At 59.8% G+C, this 17799-nt stretch carries 17 protein-coding genes; 9 read left to right on the forward strand and 8 right to left on the reverse strand.

Annotated features, from left to right (window positions below; all coding sequences use genetic code 11):
• The first annotated feature begins 213 nt into the window (after positions 1 to 213).
• Positions 214 to 369, forward strand: coding sequence for a hypothetical protein (locus FHL07_RS23590; RefSeq protein WP_153326233.1), 156 nt, complete (start codon positions 214 to 216; stop codon positions 367 to 369).
• An 80-nt stretch (positions 370 to 449) separates the two neighbouring features.
• Here the strand turns inward: FHL07_RS23590 and FHL07_RS01850 are convergent, their stop codons facing one another.
• The 6 genes from FHL07_RS01850 to FHL07_RS01875 all read right to left on the reverse strand — a co-directional run bounded on the left by FHL07_RS01850 (position 450) and on the right by FHL07_RS01875 (position 7865).
• Positions 450 to 1160, reverse strand: coding sequence for a FadR/GntR family transcriptional regulator (locus tag FHL07_RS01850; protein WP_095019978.1), 711 nt, complete (start codon positions 1158 to 1160; stop codon positions 450 to 452).
• Positions 1161 to 1252: 92 nt separating this feature from the next.
• Positions 1253 to 2782, reverse strand: a complete 1530-nt coding sequence (locus FHL07_RS01855) for a UxaA family hydrolase (protein ID WP_138738011.1) — start codon at positions 2780 to 2782, stop codon at positions 1253 to 1255.
• A gap of 29 nt (positions 2783 to 2811) precedes the next feature.
• Complete coding sequence (locus tag FHL07_RS01860) at positions 2812 to 3822, reverse strand: zinc-binding alcohol dehydrogenase family protein (RefSeq protein ID WP_095000323.1); 1011 nt, start codon at positions 3820 to 3822, stop codon at positions 2812 to 2814.
• Positions 3823 to 3984: 162 nt separating this feature from the next.
• A complete protein-coding gene (locus FHL07_RS01865) occupies positions 3985 to 4983 on the reverse strand; it encodes a LacI family DNA-binding transcriptional regulator (RefSeq protein ID WP_095019980.1) in 999 nt (332 codons plus the stop codon).
• Positions 4984 to 5083: 100 nt separating this feature from the next.
• On the reverse strand, positions 5084 to 6559 hold the full coding sequence (locus FHL07_RS01870) for a glycoside hydrolase family 32 protein (protein ID WP_095031601.1): 1476 nt from the start codon (positions 6557 to 6559) through the stop codon (positions 5084 to 5086).
• Positions 6560 to 6572: 13 nt separating this feature from the next.
• On the reverse strand, positions 6573 to 7865 hold the full coding sequence (locus FHL07_RS01875) for an MFS transporter (protein ID WP_095019982.1): 1293 nt from the start codon (positions 7863 to 7865) through the stop codon (positions 6573 to 6575).
• Between the two features lie 370 nt (positions 7866 to 8235).
• On the opposite strand from FHL07_RS01875, the gene FHL07_RS01880 reads away from it, so the two are divergent.
• Positions 8236 to 8916 (forward strand): GntR family transcriptional regulator, encoded by a 681-nt coding sequence (locus FHL07_RS01880; protein ID WP_138738012.1) that lies wholly within the window; start codon positions 8236 to 8238, stop codon positions 8914 to 8916.
• 200 nt (positions 8917 to 9116) lie between these two features.
• Here FHL07_RS01880 and FHL07_RS01885 read toward each other — a convergent pair whose 3' ends face one another.
• On the reverse strand, positions 9117 to 9542 hold the full coding sequence (locus tag FHL07_RS01885; protein ID WP_178084362.1) for a hypothetical protein: 426 nt from the start codon (positions 9540 to 9542) through the stop codon (positions 9117 to 9119).
• A gap of 310 nt (positions 9543 to 9852) precedes the next feature.
• Here FHL07_RS01885 and FHL07_RS01890 point away from each other — a divergent pair, with 310 nt between their 5' ends.
• The 7 genes from FHL07_RS01890 to FHL07_RS01920 all read left to right on the forward strand — a co-directional run bounded on the left by FHL07_RS01890 (position 9853) and on the right by FHL07_RS01920 (position 16661).
• Positions 9853 to 10671 (forward strand): ABC transporter substrate-binding protein, encoded by an 819-nt coding sequence (locus tag FHL07_RS01890; protein ID WP_138738013.1) that lies wholly within the window; start codon positions 9853 to 9855, stop codon positions 10669 to 10671.
• Positions 10672 to 10681: 10 nt separating this feature from the next.
• Positions 10682 to 12451: a cis-3-hydroxy-L-proline dehydratase gene (gene lhpI, locus FHL07_RS01895; RefSeq protein WP_138738014.1), complete on the forward strand. Its 1770-nt coding sequence runs from the start codon at positions 10682 to 10684 to the stop codon at positions 12449 to 12451.
• Positions 12444 to 13109 carry an amino acid ABC transporter permease gene (locus FHL07_RS01900; RefSeq protein WP_138738015.1) on the forward strand — a complete coding sequence of 222 codons (666 nt, stop codon included), beginning with the start codon at positions 12444 to 12446 and terminating at the stop codon, positions 13107 to 13109. The genes lhpI and FHL07_RS01900 overlap by 8 nt, the downstream gene beginning before the upstream one ends.
• Before the next feature lie 9 nt (positions 13110 to 13118).
• Positions 13119 to 13769, forward strand: coding sequence for an amino acid ABC transporter permease (locus tag FHL07_RS01905; protein ID WP_095000330.1), 651 nt, complete (start codon positions 13119 to 13121; stop codon positions 13767 to 13769).
• Positions 13762 to 14484: an amino acid ABC transporter ATP-binding protein gene (locus tag FHL07_RS01910; RefSeq protein WP_095017989.1), complete on the forward strand. Its 723-nt coding sequence runs from the start codon at positions 13762 to 13764 to the stop codon at positions 14482 to 14484. The genes FHL07_RS01905 and FHL07_RS01910 overlap by 8 nt, the downstream gene beginning before the upstream one ends.
• 9 nt (positions 14485 to 14493) lie before the next feature.
• Positions 14494 to 15525 (forward strand): trans-3-hydroxy-L-proline dehydratase, encoded by a 1032-nt coding sequence (locus tag FHL07_RS01915; protein WP_095000332.1) that lies wholly within the window; start codon positions 14494 to 14496, stop codon positions 15523 to 15525.
• A gap of 218 nt (positions 15526 to 15743) precedes the next feature.
• Positions 15744 to 16661, forward strand: coding sequence for a dihydrodipicolinate synthase family protein (locus FHL07_RS01920; RefSeq protein WP_095000333.1), 918 nt, complete (start codon positions 15744 to 15746; stop codon positions 16659 to 16661).
• Positions 16662 to 16751: 90 nt separating this feature from the next.
• On the opposite strand, the gene FHL07_RS01925 is transcribed toward FHL07_RS01920, so the two are convergent.
• On the reverse strand, positions 16752 to 17762 hold the full coding sequence (locus FHL07_RS01925; protein WP_138738016.1) for an Ldh family oxidoreductase: 1011 nt from the start codon (positions 17760 to 17762) through the stop codon (positions 16752 to 16754).
• Positions 17763 to 17799: the final 37 nt, after the last annotated feature.

Raw genomic sequence — 17799 nt, forward strand, 5'->3', positions numbered from 1 at the left:
AAAACGTCAAGATTAAGGCCTGCAGAGGATATTTTCTGTGGCCGATTGCGCACTCGGACGAAATTTCATGTTCGTCGATAGCCTTGTAGCCACACCGGATTATTGCTGCTTTACCAACAATGTTTCTCAGGCCTGAGGATTTCTCCCAAAAAACATCCGAACGTTCGGCAGCATGAGTGCGATTGATCTCAATACGCAGAAACTGGTGAGCAAGTGTGGAAGGCACGTTTGCCGGTGGGTGCGGTTGCAGCGCCGTTGATCTACAAGTCGCCGGCCACGGGCAAGCAATATGTGCTGATCTCGGCGGGCGGCATGAGCCACTCGCCTGATGTGGGTGACTACATCATTGCCTATGCATTACCGGACTAAGACGTTGTAGTCGCTGAAGAGCTTTGCGGTGTTTCAGTAAAACTGCGCGCCTGGGTTCTACACGGCTTTGCGGTCTGTCTCTAATCCCCTGTCCGGGCTTCCAGCGTTCCCAGCCAGCGCGCCTGGGAACACAGCAAATGCTGGCGCATGGCAGTCTGGGCAGCAATCACATCCTTGCATTCCAGGGCCTGCAAAATGGCCTCGTGCTCGACCACCGCGGCATCCCAGGTGCCGTGGTTTTCCGAACGCTCGCTCAACTGCGCAGAAATCGGGCTGTGACGCTCATCGAACAGCGCAGTAATGATGCGCACCAACGCACCATTGCCGGTCATCTTTGCCAGGCGATGATGAAACTTTCGGTCGTCTTCCAGCGGCGGACGGTTCGCTTCGATGCTCGCGCGCATGGCATCAATGCACTCCTTCAGGTAACGGTAGTCGCTCTTTTTCCCGTGCATGCAGGCCAGTACCACCGCTTCGCCCTCGATCAGCGCGCGGGCCTGCATCAGTTCAGTCGGGCTCTCGCCATGAGTGCCGGTACGGGCGCCGCCTTCGCTCGGTCGGGCAGCCACATAGACCCCCGAGCCCATTCTGATCTCGATGCTGCCTTCGATTTCCAGGGCAATCAGGGCCTCGCGCAACGACGGGCGCGAGACGCCCAGCAACTGGGTCAAATCGCGCTCGGGAGGCAGGCGCGAGCCCACCTTGAAGTCACCCTGGACGATGTAGTCGCGCAATCGGTCGGCGATTTTCTGATAGAGCTTGCGCTCTGAAGGAGCAAAGGTGGAGACCATCGAGGCAGCGTCCAAAAAATGATGCCAAAGGCTACCACACAGGCCCGGGTGCGCTGCACAAAGCTTGGAGCCAGCCCTTGGACGTGTGGGTGTTACATCACCGCGCCAATTTGCCAGGGCACAAATTCGTTGTCGCCAAGGCCGTTTTCCTCGCTGCAGGTTTTGCCGCCTGACGCGGTTGTGAGCATCAGTGCGAACAGGCGTGCGCCCGCCTCGATCACCGATTCCTCGCCATCGACAATCGTTCCGGCATTGAAATCCATGTCCAGCGCCATGCGCTCAAACAGGCGGGTATTAGTGGCAACTTTCAGCGATGGCGTCGGTTTACAGCCATAGGTAGAACCACGACCAGTGGTAAAGCAGATCAGATTCGCACCACCCGCCACCTGGCCAGTGGCAGACACCGGGTCATAGCCGGGCGTGTCCATAAACACCAGACCTTTATGCTGGACTGTCTCGCCATATTCATAGACCGCCATCAAGCCGGTAGACCCCGCCTTGGCCACTGCACCCAGGGACTTCTCGAGGATGGTGGTTATGCCTCCGGCCTTGTTGCCCGGTGAAGGGTTGTTGTTCATGTCGCCGTCATGCTGGCGTACATAGGCCTCCCACCAGTGGATACGGCCCATCAGTTTGTCGGCAATCTGCGCTGACGCTGCGCGGGCCGTCAGCAGATGCTCTGCCCCATAGATCTCCGGTGTTTCGGAGAGAATGGCGGTACCGCCGTGGCGCACCAACAGGTCGACCGCCGCACCCAGCGCCGGGTTGGCGGTAATCCCCGAATAACCGTCCGAGCCACCGCATTGCAGGCCTACGGTGAGGTGGCTGGCCGACACGCTGCTGCGTTGCTGGCGGTTGACCTGATCGAGCATGGCGTTGACCAGCTCTTTGCCGCGTTGCACGGTTTCGCGGGTACCGCCGGCGTCCTGGATCACCAGGCCTGCTTTGAGCACCGCGTTGCGCTCGGCCAATTGTTCCATGAGCGGGGCCAGTTGATTGACTTCACAGCCCAGGCCGATCACCAGTACACCGGCGAAATTGACATGATCGGCATAGCCACGCAGGGTGCGCTTGAGAATCTCGATGCCCTCGCCCTTGGCGCCCATACCGCAGCCGCTGTCATGGGTGATTGCCACTACGCCGTCCACATTGGGATAGTCGCGCAGGTAGCCCGCATCAAATGCCGCGGCAATCTGTTTGCACACGGTTGCCGAGCAGTTGACGCTGGAAATCACCCCGATGTAGTTGCGCGTACCGACACGCCCGTCTGCACGGACATACCCGGCAAAGCGGGCACCGCCGCCATCCTGGACGGTAGGTTGGTACACGTTGGCCAGCGTGTGGTTCGAGCTGGTCTGCGGCATCTGCAGGTTGTGCACGTGAACATGATCACCAGGGTGCAGGGCTGCACTCGCCTGGCCGATGGACTGCCCGTATTTGCGCACCAACTGCCCTTGGGCAACGGCACGCAGGGCGATTTTGTGCCCCGCAGGGATATCGGCCAGCGCAGTCACGCTCAGGCCATCGGCAAACAGTTGCTGACCCTTGGCAATGTCGCCGCGCGCCACCGCCACATCATCACCGCCAGTCAGTACAAGTAATCCAGGGTTGCTCATTTTCATGCTGGTTCCTCAACGGTTAGGGTGCGCTGCTAGCACTCGATAATGGCCTTGACCACGCCCTGCTGCGGATCCAGCAGCGTGGAGAAACGGCTGGCCACTTCGTTGAGGGGAATACGGTGGGTGTTGAGCGCCTGATCGGGGATCAGGCCGTCGCGCAGGCATTGCTCCACATAGCGGAAATCTTCGACGGTGGCATTGCGGCTGCCCATCAGGGTGGCTTCGCGCTTGTGGAACTCGGGATCGGAGAAGGTGATCGTGTCACGCACCACCGAGATCATCACGTAGGTGCCACCGTGGGCGATAAATTCAAAGCCACGCTCCATGGCCCGGGCGTTGCCGGTAGCATCGAAAACCACATCATAAAAATCGCCATCGGTAAGGTCGGCGAGCGCATCTTTATCGCCGTCGCCAATCTTCACCGCGGCGTGAATATTCAGATGTTTGCGGCAAAAATCCAGACGGTCGTCACGGGTATCCAGCACCGTGACCTGCGCTCCGCGCAAGCCGGCAAAAATCGCCGCGGCCATGCCGATCGGACCGGTACCGACTACCAGCGTGCGTTGCCCGGCCTGAAGGTTCGAACGGCGCACCGCATGGGCGCCAATGGACAGGAATTCGATCATTGCGGCCTGGTCCAGGGTCACCCCGACGGCCTTGTGGATGAACTGATGGGCGACACTCAGGTACTCGGTAAAGGCACCGTCACAGTGCACACCCAGCACCTGGATGCGCGAGCAGCAGTTGGTCTTGCCCTGCCGACAGGCGATGCACGTACCACACGAAATGTAAGGCATCACGTAGACCACATCGCCCGGCACCAGGGCGCTGCCCTCTTCGCTGGCCTCGACGATGCCGGAAAATTCGTGGCCCATCACCCGCGGGTACTCCAGATACGGCTGGTTACCGGTAAAAATGTGCAAGTCGGTACCGCACACACCCACGCGTTTGATCCTGATCAGGGTTTCACCGGGGCGACGCTCGGGAATAGGGCTTTCGAGGGTGGTGAGCAAGCGGGGTTCGTTACAGATCACAGTCAGCATTTTTTATTCTCCGTCGATAGCGCAAGGGCTACCGGGTATTGGCGAGACCACAATGGGTGCGGCTCGAAAACTACACGGAGGAAAAAATATTGGCAAGACCAATTATTTTTTTAATGAATTGGCCTTACCAGATTCCATGCCTGGATTTACCCCCCGAACGGGTCAGCAGGAGTCGCGCTCAACCAGCGGGCAGGCAATCTTGTGGATGGCGCAGTCGTCCCGGCCTTCGATCAGATGCAGTGCCGCGCGGCGACCCATTTCGTAATACGGCAACTGCACGGTGCTCAAGGGTGGGTAAAACAGCTCGGCAACCCCCACCATATTGTCAAACCCCAGTACCGCCACATCGTGCGGAATACGCAAGCCGCGACTGAGCAGATACTGATACGCCACCAGGGCAATCCGGTCGTTGCCGCAAATCAGCAGGTCAAAGGGCGGAGTTCCATTACCCGCTAGCAGCTGTTGCTCCAGCACCACAAGGGTGTGCTGATAGCCGTCATCGTCGGGCAGGTCGAACTGAGGCAGTTGCGCGGCACTGATCCCGGCCTCGTCCAGAGCGCGGGCCAGTCCGCGTTGGCGCAACCCCCAGGCCATACTGCTTTGCGGCAGGTTTATGCAGAGCGGACGGCGGTAGCCCTGTCGCAGCGCTTGGCGTACCGCCTGATACTGCCCGTCTTCATCGTCTGATATATAGCAAGCAATGCCGGTTTCGGTGCTGACGCAATTGCCCAGAACCAGCGGTATGCTGCGCAGTACCTGCGGAATTTCCACCCGGCGAAGCTGCATGGCGCTGAAGATGATGCCGTCCGGTTGATGGGAGAGCATCAACTCGATGGCCTTCTGGCAGGGCGGGGCTTCAAACACGTTGAGGATAAACACGTTCCAGCCATGCTCGCGGGACGTACGCTCCATCGAGAGCAGCATTTCAACGGCAAAAGGAGTGGTGGCCGTATCCAGGGCAAAGATGCCAATGGTCTTGCCACTGGAGTGGCCGCCGCGGGTCTTGCGCGCAGAAAGACTGGGCACATAACCCAGGGTCTCGACGGCCTGCAGCACTTTGGCCAGGGTCTCCTGATTCAACTTTCCCGGGGTGTTGAGGGCCCTGGAAACGGTCATCAGGGAAACCCCCGCCAGCCGTGCAACATCTTTTACTGAAGCCATGGGTACGCGCCATACGTGTCTGACCGGGCATGATGTCATGCCTGATAGCGTCAGAACAGCATGAGCAAGGACGGCGCGCCCTGCGCCAAAAGGCCTGACTTCATAGCTTCAGATCCGCCAGCCCCCACACCAGGGCCTCGCCAAAATGGCCTGTGCCATTGACGGCATAAGCCCGCAGCGCAAGGCTGTCAGTCTTTGGGTAAATTCGGCTGCTCAGATTCCAGGCGCCATCGTCGACGAACACTTCGATGGATGAACGATCGAGATAAATTCGCAGGGCAATGCGTGTCTGCCCTGCCGCGATCGGTACACTGCGAACTCCGCTCACCCCGGTGCCGGAATGTTGCCTGTCGAGCACCAGGCGCCGGGCCATGGCATCAAAATACAGCAAGGTACACTCCTGCTGGTCATCACTGCAGCGCAATGCCAGACCAAAATGTTCAGCGCTGCTGGCGGCAATATCCAGCTCAAGTTCAATCTCCAGCAGCGCCCCCCAGGTATCCAGCAACTGATTGGCAGACTTCAGCGCACCTATCTGCAGCACCTGCCCCGCCTGCCTCAATGCAATCAGCTCGCGGGCCGGACGCATCAGCAGTCGATCACCGTCGCGACTGACTTCACGGGGTAATGTCAGCGCCCCGCACCAGTGCTCGGCCTGGCTGGGCATCGGGCTTTCCCACATGTCCATCCAGGCCCATAACAAGCGCCGGCCATCTGGTGCGAGCAAGGTCTGGGCAGCATAGAAATCGTGGCCATGATCGAGTTCATGGAGCGGCCCACCGGGTTTGAACACACCCTTGTCGTCCAGTTGCCCCATGCGGTAGCTGTTCTGATACAGGTTCCAATTGTCATATCCGCAGGGCTTCAAGCCCTGGGGCGAGTACAGCAACACATCGCGCCCCTCCAGCTCGAAAATATCCGGGCACTCCCACATATACCCATCAAGTTCACGTTGCCCCTGCAGCGCACAGCCCAGAAAGTCCCAGTGCAACAGGTCATCTGAACGATAGAGCAGCAACTGCGGGTCATCCCCAAGGCGTGCCCCCAGCGCCATCCACCAGGCCCCGTGGCGCTGCCACACCTTTGGGTCACGAACATGCATGATGGCCGGGTCAGGCGGTGTGTCGATGACCGGCCCGTGCTTGATAAAGGTAATGCCATCGGTGCTGCTGGCCAGGCACTGGACCTGACGGATGTGCTGGTCATCACCCGGCTCTTGCAACCAGATGTGACCGGTATAGATCAGGTACAGGGTGTCATCGAGTACCACTGCCGAGCCTGAGAAGCAGCCATCACGGTCATAACTGTCACCCGGTGCCAGGGCGATGGGCAAATGCTGCCAATGCACCAGGTCGTCGCTGCTGGCGTGCCCCCAGTGCATGGGGCCCCATTGTGCAGAAAAAGGATGATGCTGATAAAACATGTGGTATTGGCCGCGAAAGAACACCAGGCCGTTAGGGTCGTTCATCCACCCGGCTGCCGGGGCCAGGTGATAGGCGAGGCGATAGTCGTTGCCGCGTTCGGGCAGTGTTTGTTCAATGGCGCGATGGGCCATGTCCAGCCGTGCAGCGTGCATGGGGTGGTCCTTGTCAGGGTTCATAACGGGTAACTGATTGAGTGATGGCGGGTAATGCCAGCGCTTCGGCAACAGCGTTTTTGCCCGGTGGTTGCCGTGGATCGTTGCGCAGCAGGGTCCAGGACAGCAGCAGGCAGGCGCCAGCCAGAGCGGACATGGCCAGGTACACATCGGCAAATCCGTATTGGTCATAACCGTAGCCAACCAAGGGCGACAGCAGCATGGCGGTGAGTTGCTGGGCGAAGTGAAAGCCCACCAGATAGATCGAGGCAGACAGGCGCGGGTCGAAATTGAACGCGATATATTTGAACACCGAGACCAGCAGGATCGGCACCTCAACCGCATGCAGCATCTTGAACACGGCGATGGCCCAGGTTTCTGTAGCCAGGCCGGAACCCAGAATGCGAAAAAACATGATGCTGCCCGCCAGGATCAGCCCGTATTTCGCACCGGTACGGCCAACCACCCAAGGGGCAACCAGGAGCAAGCCGGCCTCCAGCAGGACCTGGGATGAGTTCAGGTAACCATAGGCCTGAATGCCCTGTTCCGGGGTCGCAAAAAACGACGAGAAATACACCGGAAACTGCTGCTCGTAGATCATGTAAATTCCGCACACCCCGGTCAGATAGACACTGAAGGCCCAGAACCGCGGCAACTTGAGCAATTGCCATAGATCACCGACAGATACGGGGGCAGCGCCACTTGCGCCGCTGGCGCAGCCGGGTTGGTTGAACCGGCTCAGGTCCAGTCGAAACAGAATGAGCAAAAACGCCACGCCGGCAGCACTGCTCATGTAGAAGGCAATATTGGGGTTGATGTTGAACACCACACCCACAATGCAGGTGGCCGCAGCCCAGCCCAGGGAACCCCACATCCTGCTGGTGCCGAACTCGAAACCCACGTGCCGTGACAACCGTTCGGTATAACTTTCGATCACGCCAACCCCGGCCAGCATGGCAAAGGCCAGGAAAACCGCCCCCACCACTGCGCCGAGCACTACGTTCTGAGCCAGCAAGTGGCTATAGACATAAATCGCGAAGGGTGCGGCGGCGCACAGCAGCAGGCCAATCCATACCAGCAGCTTGCGGGACAGGCCGAGCTTGTCCTGCAATGCCCCGTAGAACGGCTGGATCAGCAGTGCTGCGATTGCATTCGCGGCAAATACATAGCCGGTCTGCGCGCCATTGAGGCCGATGACCTGATGCAACCAGATGGAAAAAAGCGAGTAACTGGAAGACCATGAAAAAAAGAAAAAAAACAGCAAACCGCTGATAAGCCAGTAATCACGCTTGACCGTCCGTTGCATGGGTGTCCCTCTTGTTCTTATTTAAGTTAACGTTAACATTTTCTCCTATTACGGATGCCTACAGCTTCGCTGTCAAGCTCATGGCTCAGGAAAGCAGCAATGGACAGGGGCTGGAAGCTCATATCAGGTCGCGATGACCCGGTGCCTGATCAGGTGTTTTTTTGACACCTTGCAGGGGAACCCCTGCGCAAGGACATCAAGCAGGTTAAGGATTAACCCGACTACGTCGCCGGCCTTCAGTCGGGCTCAGGCTAGCCTGTAATGTGCTGGCATTTGCAGGCTGACCCGTGCCAGGTAACAGGCCGCAGGGCGACTGGCACAAGGCTTACCCGCTAAGTTTCGTATACCATATATCTTTTACAAGCGAATGATGACCACCGTGGCCCATCCAAAACTCAATGCACCCGACCTCGGCAATTCGCCTTCCACATCGGAAATCATCACCCTGCATTTGCGCGATGCGATTGTCGCCGGGCATTTCGCTGAAGATGAACCGATTCGCCAGGATGATATCGCCCGCCAGTTCAATGTCAGCAAAATCCCCGTGCGCGAAGCCCTCAAGCGACTTGAAGCTGAAGGGCTGGTGATGTTCCAGCGCAACCGCGGCGCCATGGTCACGCGCATTTCCGAGGCCGAACTGGCGCAGATGTTCGAAGTGCGCATGCTCCTTGAAGACAAACTGCTGCGCCTGGCCATTCCCAACATGACCGCAGACACCTTTGCCCGTGCCGAAAGCATATGCCAGGAGTTTGTCGGGGAAGATGACGTGGGCCGCTGGGCCGAGCTTAACTGGGAATTGCACGCCTGCCTGTACGAGCCGGCGCAGCGACCGTTCATGATCAGCCTGATCCGCTCAGTCAATGACAAACTGGAACGCTACCTGCGTATGCAAATGAGTTTGTCGGCAGGTAAACACCGTGCCGATCACGAACACCGGGAGATCCTTGACGCCTGCCGCGCTGGCGATGTTGAGCTGGCCGTCAAGTTGCTGGATGAGCATATTGCCGGCGTGTGCAAAACCCTGTTCGAGCATTTGCCGCAAAGCCATTGAGCCTGTACGCAACGCTTTAGCTTGTAGTCGCTGAGGAGCGCAGCGAGGCTGCGATCGGTTTGGTGCGCCACTGCGACACAGCAGTCGTAAAATCGGTTAATGCGTTGGGCCAAGTACATCCGGGGCTCAGGGTTTACGACCGCTTCGCAATCGATCGCAGCCTCGCTGCGCTCCTCAGCGGCTACAAGATTTCGTGTTCTTCACTCCCCCACCGAGTACACCGTAATACACAGGTCGATCCCCAATGACTGCATGCGCAGCAACGTATCGATCGGGATCGGGTGGCTGACGGAACGTGGTGTAACTCCGCTGTTGTAGCCAATATCCAGGGTCTTTTTTGTACAGGCGTGCCATAACGGCTGCAGTGCTTGCGGCAATTGCTCAATGGCATCGAGCAAGGCCCTGATGCTTTCATCAGGGGTGGGGTAACTGCCTTGCGGGCCAAAGGCTTCGAAAACAGAACGATAGAGGTCGCCGTCAGCCTGACTGTCATGCAGGCAACTGATTGATTCCTCGGGCAGATCTCCAGGCGCCATGGCTTGTGCCAAGGGCGCCAGATTCACCGGAGCCGTGAGCATCAGGTCTGTATTGATGTAGTACACCCAGCAGTCATCATCGATAGGCACAGGCTTCACACTCCCAAAAAAAGTACCTAGCCCATACTGCCCGCAGGGCAAAAAGTAGCCAATACCGCCAAAAAGCCAGCAAGTGTTCCTTTGTGGGGCATTTCCCACAGTAATGCTCCCTTCTGTAACACCCCCCTGCTACCGCTCAACCCCTCCAGTACCAGAGTGCCATCACGCAAGCCTGCAAATACCGCGCTCGCTCACTTATTGCGGCCTGCGGCAAAAATCGGCACACGCCTTGCAAAACAAATATCGTATACGAAATCCAAAGACCGTTAATCAACAGCCCTTCAACGACTCCGAGGCTTCCATGAAAAACCCCGTACTTGCCGTAGCTCTCAGCGCTGTTCTCAGTACCTCCTTTATTGCCACGGCGCAGGCCGACAAGCTCGACGATATTATCGGTTCGGGCAAGTTGCGCTGCGCCGTCACCCTGGACTTCCCGCCCATGGGCTCCCGTGACGAGGCCAACAAGCCCGTCGGCTTTGATGTGGACTACTGCAACGATCTGGCAAAAGTGCTCGGTGTCGATGCCGAAATCGTTGAAACCCCCTTCCCTGACCGGATTCCGGCGTTGGTCTCCGGGCGCGCCGATGTCATTGTGGCCTCCACTTCCGACACCCTGGAACGGGCCAAGACCGTTGGCCTGAGCATTCCTTACTTTGCCTTCCAGATGGTGGTGCTGACCCTCCACAACACCGGTATCAACAGCTTTGAAGATCTCAAGGGCAAGGCCCTGGGCAACACCAGCGGCACCTATGAAGCCATCGCCCTGGAAAAAGACGTGAAAAACTGGGGCAGCGGTTCATTCCGCGCCTATCAGTCGCAGAACGACACCCTGCTGGCCGTTGCCCAGGGCCATATCGAGGCCACCGTGGTCACCAACACCGTGGCTGCGGCTACCCTTAAATCAGGCAAGTACAAAAACCTCAAGGTCGCCGGTAACGCGCCTTATGTGGTCGATTACGTGTCCCTGGGCGCCAAGCGCAACGAGTACGGCCTGCTCAACTACCTGAACCTGTTCGTCAACCAGCAAGTACGCACCGGACGCTACAAGGAGCTGTGGACCAAATGGGTCGGGACCGAGATTCCACCGGCTGATCTGACCGTACCTCACGTTTATTACTGAGGTATCCAGCATGTCCGGGATAAGTTCTCTTGAAGGCCGCAGCCTGGTTGATGGTTGTGCATCCGCCCCGCTGCTGTACGCCGAGGTCGGCCTGAGTTTCTGGGGCGGCGTCGATCCGTTCAGCGGCGAGGTGATCGACCGCCATCACCCGCTCAGCGGCGAATGCCTGGCCGGCCGTGTGCTGGCAATCCCCAGCGGGCGCGGCTCCTGTACCGGCAGCAGTGTGCTGATGGAACTGATCAGCAATGGCCATGCTCCTGCTGCGCTGGTGCTGGCCGAGGCCGACGAGATCCTGACCCTTGGCGTGCTGGTGGCACAGACCCTGTTCCAACGTTCCCTGCCGGTGCTGTGCATCGGCAAGGAAGCCTTTGGCCAATTGCGCGGCAAAGCGTTCGCCAGGGTCGATGGCACCGGTTTGAGCCTTTACGATTCAACGCCTGACGATACTCCGGCACCACGCAACGACAGGCCAACCGAAGATGCACACAGCTCGATCGAGCTGACCGCACACGACCGTGCACTGCTCGACGGCAGCCAAGGCAAGGCCGCTCAGGTGGCCATGCAGATCGTTTTGCGCATGGCGCATATCCAGGGCGCCAAATATCTGGTGGACATCACCCAGGCCCATATCGACGGCTGCATCTATACCGGGCCGGCGAGTTTGCGCTTTGCGCAACAACTGGTGGCATGGGGTGCCAAGGTGCGGGTACCCACCACCCTCAATTCGATTTCCGTGGATCAGCGCCGTTGGCGCGAACTGGGTATCGACCCGGCGCTCGGTGTACCCGCCAGAGCGCTGGGCGATGCTTATATGGCCATGGGCGCACAATTGAGTTTCACCTGCGCGCCTTATCTGCTCGACAGTGCGCCCAAGGCCGGCGAGCAGATTGTCTGGGCCGAATCCAACGCGGTGGTTTACGCCAACAGCGTGCTCGGCGCACGCACCCTCAAGTACCCCGACTATCTGGATATCTGTATCGCCCTCACCGGCCGGGCACCGCTGATTGGCTGTCATCTGGAAGATCAGCGCAAGGCCCGTTTGCACATAGAAGTGCCGCCCCTGTCCAACCTTGACGACTCTTTCTACCCGCTGCTCGGCTACCACATCGGTGCCCTGGCCGGCAGCCGGATCCCGCTGGTTTCCGGGCTCCAGCAGCAGCATCCGAACCTGGACGATCTCAAGGCATTCGGTGCGGCCTTCGCCACCACCAGCGCCGCTGCGCTGTTTCATATCGCCGGGGTTACCCCCGAAGCTCTCGACCCGACACGGGTGATCGATGGGCCGCTGCCGGTGTTCAAACTCAGCCTGGAGGAATTGCGGCTCAGTTGGCAGGAGCTCAACAGCGCCCGCGATGCCAGGGTGGATGTGGTGTCATTGGGCAACCCGCACTTTTCCCTCAGCGAGTTCGCCCGTTTGGCAAGCCTGTGCCAGGGCCGCCACCGTCATCCCGACGTGGTACTGGCGATCACCTGTGGTCGCACCGTGCTGGAGCAGGCCCGCGTCGCCGGGTATATCGCCGTAATCGAAGCCTTTGGTGCCGTGATTGTCAGCGATACCTGCTGGTGCATGCTCGGTGAACCGGTGATCCCGCCAGCCGCCAGAAACCTGATGACCAACTCGGGCAAATACGCCCATTACGCCCCCGGCCTGGTGGGCCGCAAGGTTCACTTCGCCAGCCTTGCCGAGTGTGTGGATGCGGCGTGCAGCGCCACGGCCAGCGGGCGCTTGCCGCAGTGGCTGCAAGCCGCTGCCTCACTGGAGAACGCACCCCATGTTTGACTATACCTTCCAATGGCGCTCTGCCCTGCGCGCCTTGCCAGACATGCTCGCAGGCGCCCTGGTGACCTTCGAGACCGCTGCCCTGTCGATGATCTTCGGTGTACTGATCGCCCTGGCCCTGACGGTGATGCGCGAAAGCAAAAACCCGCTGCTGCGCGGCGCCGGTAATGCCTGGGTGTCCATTGCCCGTAACACGCCCTCGTTGTTCCAGATTTATGTCCTGTACTTCGGGCTCGGCTCCCTGGGCCTGCATGTCAGTTCATGGGTCGCCCTGCTGGCCGGGATCACCTTCAACAACGCAGGTTACCTGGCCGAGAACTTTCGCGGCGGGCTCAAGGCCGTACCCGAAACCCAGGTACGCGCAGCTCGCTCGCTGGGTATGAGCGCCTTCCAGACCTACCGCATGATCGTCGTACCGCAGCTGCTGCGCATCGTGTTTTACCCGCTGACCAACCAGATGGTCTGGGCGCTGCTGATGACCTCGCTGGGGGTGATCGTGGGCCTGAACAACGACCTCACCGGTGTGACCCAGGACTACAACGTCAAAACGTTCCGCACCTTTGAATACTTCGCCATTGCCGCGGTGCTGTATTACCTGATTGCCAAGGCGATCGTTGCAGCAGCCCGGCTCATGGCCTGGCGACTGTTCCGTTACTGAGGACTGCCCATGTTTTCCACCAGCTTTACCTGGAACGATTTTCTGTTTTTGCTGCAGGGGGCATGGGTCACCCTGCAACTGACCAGCTGGGCGATTTTGCTCGGCACCGTTGCCGGCCTGCTGTTCGGCCTGATGCGTGCCTTGCTGCCACGGGCCAGCCTGCCGCTGGCCTGGGTGCTGGATGTGTTTCGCAGCGTGCCTTTGCTCATTCAGTTCGTGCTGTTCAACTCGCTCAAGAGCATCGTCGGCCTGAACATCAGCGCTTTCAGCGTCGGCTGCATCGTGCTGGGGGTCTACGCAGCCGCGTACTTCACCGAGATCGTGCGCAGCGGCGTGCTGGCAGTGCCGTTTACCGTGCGCCGGGCCAGCCGTTCGCTGGGCCTGAGCTACCTGCAGGACCTGCGCTACATCGTGTTGCCCATTGCCATGCGCGTGGCCTTCCCCGGTTGGCTCAACCTGGTGCTCAGCGTGATGAAAGATACCGCACTGGTGATGTGGATCGGCATCGTCGAACTGCTGCGCGCCTCGCAAACCATCGTCACCCGCATCCAGGAACCGATGCTGGTGCTGTGCATCGCGGGCCTTATCTATTACGTCATGAGCCTGGTGGTTGCGCGCCTTGGTGCTCGCCTGGAAAAAAGGTGGCAAGAAAATGATTGAGATCGACAACGTCTACAAATCCTTCGGCGACCTCGAAGTGGTCAAGGGCGTCAGCTTGACCGTGAACAAGGGTGAGGTGGTCTCGATTATCGGCGGCTCCGGCTCCGGCAAGTCGACCCTGCTGATGTGCATCAACGGCCTGGAACCGATCCAGAAAGGCCATATCCGCGTCGACGGCATTGCAGTCCACGACCGCGCCACCAACCTTAACCATCTGCGCCAGAAAATCGGCATCGTGTTCCAGCAATGGAACGCCTTTCCACACCTCACCGTGCTGGAAAACGTGATGCTGGCGCCGCGCAAGGTGCTGGGCAAAAGCAAGGCCGAAGCCGAGGCCCTGGCGGTGCAGCAACTGACCCATGTGGGCCTGGGCGACAAGCTCAAGGCCTTCCCCGGCAAGCTTTCCGGCGGCCAGCAACAGCGCATGGCCATTGCCCGCGCCCTGGCCATGTCACCGGACTACATGTTGTTCGACGAAGCCACCTCGGCCCTCGACCCGCAATTGGTGGGCGAGGTGCTCGACACCATGCGCATGCTCGCCGAAGACGGCATGACCATGGTGCTGGTCACCCACGAAATCCGCTTTGCGCGGGATGTATCCGACCGCGTGGCGTTCTTTCGCAATGGCCTGGTGCACGAAATCGGTACCCCCGATCAAGTCATCGGCAACCCTGTGCACGCGGAAACCGCGGCCTTCCTCAAGTCGGTCAAATAGGAGCAGAACATGCGTTCATCGAAAGTCATTCATGTGGTCAGCTGTCACGCCGAGGGCGAGGTCGGTGACGTGATCGTCGGCGGTGTGGCGCCGCCGCCCGGCGCTACCGTATGGGAGCAGTCGCGCTGGATCGCCCGGGACGAGACCCTGCGCAATTTTGTGCTCAACGAGCCTCGCGGCGGGGTGTTCCGGCACGTCAACCTGCTGGTGCCGGCCAAGGATCCACGGGCGCAAATGGCCTGGATCATTATGGAACCGGCCGACACTCCGCCCATGTCGGGTTCCAACTCGATCTGCGTGTCCACAGTCTTGCTCGATAGCGGCATCCTGCCCATGACCGAACCGCAAACCCGACTGGTGCTCGAAGCTCCCGGTGGCCTGATCGAGGCCGTAGCCGACTGTCGAGACGGCAAGGTACAACGGGTCGAGATCAAAAACGTGCCCTCCTTCGCCGACCGCCTGGATGCCTGGATCGAAGTCGAGGGCCTGGGCTCGCTCAAGGTCGACACCGCCTATGGCGGCGACAGCTTCGTACTCGCCGATGCCAAGGAACTGGGCTTTGCCATCAGCCCGGATGAAGCCAGGGACATCGTTGAGACGGGTTTGAAAATCACTCACGCCGCCAACGAGCAACTGGGCTTCACCCACCCGTTGAACCCGGACTGGTCGCATATCTCGTTTTGCCAGATCGCTGCGCCTGTGGTGTATGAGAACGGTATTGCCAGCGGCGCCAACGCGGTCGTGATCCGCCCGGGCAAGATCGACCGCTCGCCCTGCGGCACCGGTTGCTCGGCGCGCATGGCGGTGTTGCAGGCCAAGGGGCTGCTCAAGGTGGGCGAGCGCTTTATCGGCCGTTCGATCATCGGCTCTGAATTTCATTGCCGCATCGACTCCATGACCGAAGTGGCCGGCCGCGTCGCGATCTACCCGTGCATCTCCGGACGGGCGTGGATTACCGGTACCCATCAACACCTGCTCGACCCGAGCGACCCATGGCCACAGGGCTATCGCCTGTCCGATACCTGGCCGGGTGCCAACTGACCAGAGCATTTACGCAATACCCGTAGCAGCTGACGAGCGCAGCGAGGCTGCGTTCGTCATCTACAGGAACACTGCAACTGTGGGAGCGAGCCTGCTCGCGAAGGTCGTTCGCGAGCAGGCTCGCTCCCACAATAGGGCTTGACCTGCAACAGAGTATCTACATAAAACCGTGACTAAACGTATACGAAATACTATTTTAGCGACCGGAGGCAACAAACATGAGCAAGCGCATCAACTGGAGTGGCGTCTTCCCTGCGGTGACCACTCAATTCAACGATGACTTCAGCATCAACCTGGACAAGACCCACCAGGTGATTTCCAACGTCATCCGTGACGGCGTGTCGGGCCTGGTGGTCTGTGGCTCGGTGGGGGAAAACACCTCCCTGACCGCCGAAGAAAAAATCGCCGTGACCGAAGTCGCTGTGGCAGCCTCCGGCGGCCGGGTGCCGGTCATCTGCGGCGTGGCCGAGTTCACCAGCGTGCAAGCCGCCAAGGTGGCCAATGCCGTGCGCAAGGTCGGCGTCGATGGGGTGATGCTGATGCCCGCGCTGGTCTACGGTTCCAAGCCTTTCGAAACCGCCGAACACTACCGCTATGTAGCCAAGCACGCCGACGTGCCACTGATGGTCTATAACAACCCGCCCATCTACAAAAACGATGTCACCCCCGACATCCTGATTTCTCTGGCCGATTGCGACAACGTGGTGTGCTTCAAGGACTCCTCGGGCGACACCCGCCGCTTTATCGATATCCGCAATGAAGTAGGCGACCGTTTCGTGCTGTTTGCCGGCCTCGACGACGTGGTGCTGGAGAGCCTTGCCGTGGGTGCCGAAGGCTGGGTTTCGGGCATGTCCAATGTGTTCCCCAGGGAAGGCGAAACCATCTTCCGCCTGGCCAGGGCCGGACGTTTCGCCGAAGCCATGCCGATCTATGAATGGTTGATGCCGATCCTGCATCTGGACGCCCGTGCCGACCTGGTGCAGTGCATCAAGCTGTGCGAAGCCATTGCCGGTCGCGGCAGCGCCTTGACCCGTCCCCCGCGCCTGGCCCTGCCACGGGAAGATCGTGAATTTGTCGAACGAATCATGGCCAAGGCTCTGGCAAACCGCCCGCACTTACCTGATGTCGGTCTTTGATCAACGGCTTACTGTAGATACTCTGTTGCCGCCTCCCCCCTTGTGGGAGCGGGCTTGCCCGCTCCCACAACAAGCGCCACCCCGGCAAATCTATCCCTTCAGCAGCGCCTGCAGGTCATTGAACAAGGCTAACGGAATTTGCACCCCCTCCGCCTCGCTGCGCGCCCGCGCCTCATACCGGCGTTGCGACGGCAAGCGCGCGCCCTGCCCTTCGATCCCGGCAAACAAACCCTCGGCCCGGGCCAGATGCTCTTCGGTTGCCGCACCCAGAAAGCGCTGCGGATCAAACGCGATAATCAACTCGCCATGATAAGGCGATGACTTGCTCCCCGCGTCGTAAGCCAGGGACTCGGCGCTGGTCAAATCGCCAATCAGGGGCCCGGCAATCAACTCCACCATTGCCGCCAGTGCCGAGCCTTTATGCCCGCCAAAGGTCAGCATCGCGCCGCTGTCGAGCACCACATTGGCATCGGTGCTGGGTTGCCCGTGCGCATCAACACCCCAGCCCTCAGGAATAGCCTTGCCGGCCCGGCGATGAAGTTCGATATCGCCACGGGCAATGGCACTGGTGGCAAAGTCAAAGACAAACGGGTCACGCCCCGCCCGTGGCCAGCCAAAGGCAATGGGGTTGGTACCGAACACCGGCTGGCAGCCCCCCGCCGGGGCCACCCAGGCATGGCTCGGGTTACAGGCCAGCGCTACCAGCCCCGCCGCGGTCAACTGCTCGATTTCCACCCAGAGTGCGGAAAAATGCACACAACGATTGATCGCCAAGGCTGCAATGCCGTTGGCCCGGGTTTTTTCCTGTAACAGCGGCAAACCCGCCTGGAACGCCAACTGGGAAAACCCGCCGGCTGCATCCACCAGCACTATCGACGGCGCCTGGTCGATCACCCGCGGCGCGGCATCGGCCGAGACCTTGCCCGCGCGCAGTGAATTGACACAGCCCAATACCCGGTACAGACCGTGGGACGCGCAACCATCGCGCTCCCCGGCCAGCACCGTGGCGCTCACCGCGCGGGCATGGGCCTGGTTGAAACCGTTATGCAACAGGATCGATTCGGCAAGCTCGTAAGCCTGGGCCAGGGTCAGTCGTTTCATGGTCAGCTCCTTGAACAGACCTTTCAGACTGGACCAT

It is taken from the genome of Pseudomonas sp. FSL W7-0098 (assembly GCF_005930585.1).
In the GTDB taxonomy this organism is placed as follows: Bacteria; Pseudomonadota; Gammaproteobacteria; order Pseudomonadales; family Pseudomonadaceae; genus Aquipseudomonas; species Aquipseudomonas bubulae.

What these genes read in the sequence shown, in the direction of transcription:
- FHL07_RS01850 (WP_095019978.1), bottom strand. Translation starts at nt 1,160, where the DNA reads ATGGTCTCCACCTTTGCTCCTTCAGAGCGCAAGCTCTATCAGAAAATC.
- FHL07_RS01855 (WP_138738011.1), bottom strand. Translation starts at nt 2,782, where the DNA reads ATGAAAATGAGCAACCCTGGATTACTTGTACTGACTGGCGGTGATGAT.
- FHL07_RS01860 (WP_095000323.1), bottom strand. Translation starts at nt 3,822, where the DNA reads ATGCTGACTGTGATCTGTAACGAACCCCGCTTGCTCACCACCCTCGAA.
- FHL07_RS01865 (WP_095019980.1), bottom strand. Translation starts at nt 4,983, where the DNA reads ATGGCTTCAGTAAAAGATGTTGCACGGCTGGCGGGGGTTTCCCTGATG.
- FHL07_RS01870 (WP_095031601.1), bottom strand. Translation starts at nt 6,559, where the DNA reads ATGCACGCTGCACGGCTGGACATGGCCCATCGCGCCATTGAACAAACA.
- FHL07_RS01875 (WP_095019982.1), bottom strand. Translation starts at nt 7,865, where the DNA reads ATGCAACGGACGGTCAAGCGTGATTACTGGCTTATCAGCGGTTTGCTG.
- FHL07_RS01880 (WP_138738012.1), top strand. Translation starts at nt 8,236, where the DNA reads ATGACCACCGTGGCCCATCCAAAACTCAATGCACCCGACCTCGGCAAT.
- FHL07_RS01890 (WP_138738013.1), top strand. Translation starts at nt 9,853, where the DNA reads ATGAAAAACCCCGTACTTGCCGTAGCTCTCAGCGCTGTTCTCAGTACC.
- lhpI (WP_138738014.1), top strand. Translation starts at nt 10,682, where the DNA reads ATGTCCGGGATAAGTTCTCTTGAAGGCCGCAGCCTGGTTGATGGTTGT.
- FHL07_RS01900 (WP_138738015.1), top strand. Translation starts at nt 12,444, where the DNA reads ATGTTTGACTATACCTTCCAATGGCGCTCTGCCCTGCGCGCCTTGCCA.
- FHL07_RS01905 (WP_095000330.1), top strand. Translation starts at nt 13,119, where the DNA reads ATGTTTTCCACCAGCTTTACCTGGAACGATTTTCTGTTTTTGCTGCAG.
- FHL07_RS01910 (WP_095017989.1), top strand. Translation starts at nt 13,762, where the DNA reads ATGATTGAGATCGACAACGTCTACAAATCCTTCGGCGACCTCGAAGTG.
- FHL07_RS01915 (WP_095000332.1), top strand. Translation starts at nt 14,494, where the DNA reads ATGCGTTCATCGAAAGTCATTCATGTGGTCAGCTGTCACGCCGAGGGC.
- FHL07_RS01920 (WP_095000333.1), top strand. Translation starts at nt 15,744, where the DNA reads ATGAGCAAGCGCATCAACTGGAGTGGCGTCTTCCCTGCGGTGACCACT.
- FHL07_RS01925 (WP_138738016.1), bottom strand. Translation starts at nt 17,762, where the DNA reads ATGAAACGACTGACCCTGGCCCAGGCTTACGAGCTTGCCGAATCGATC.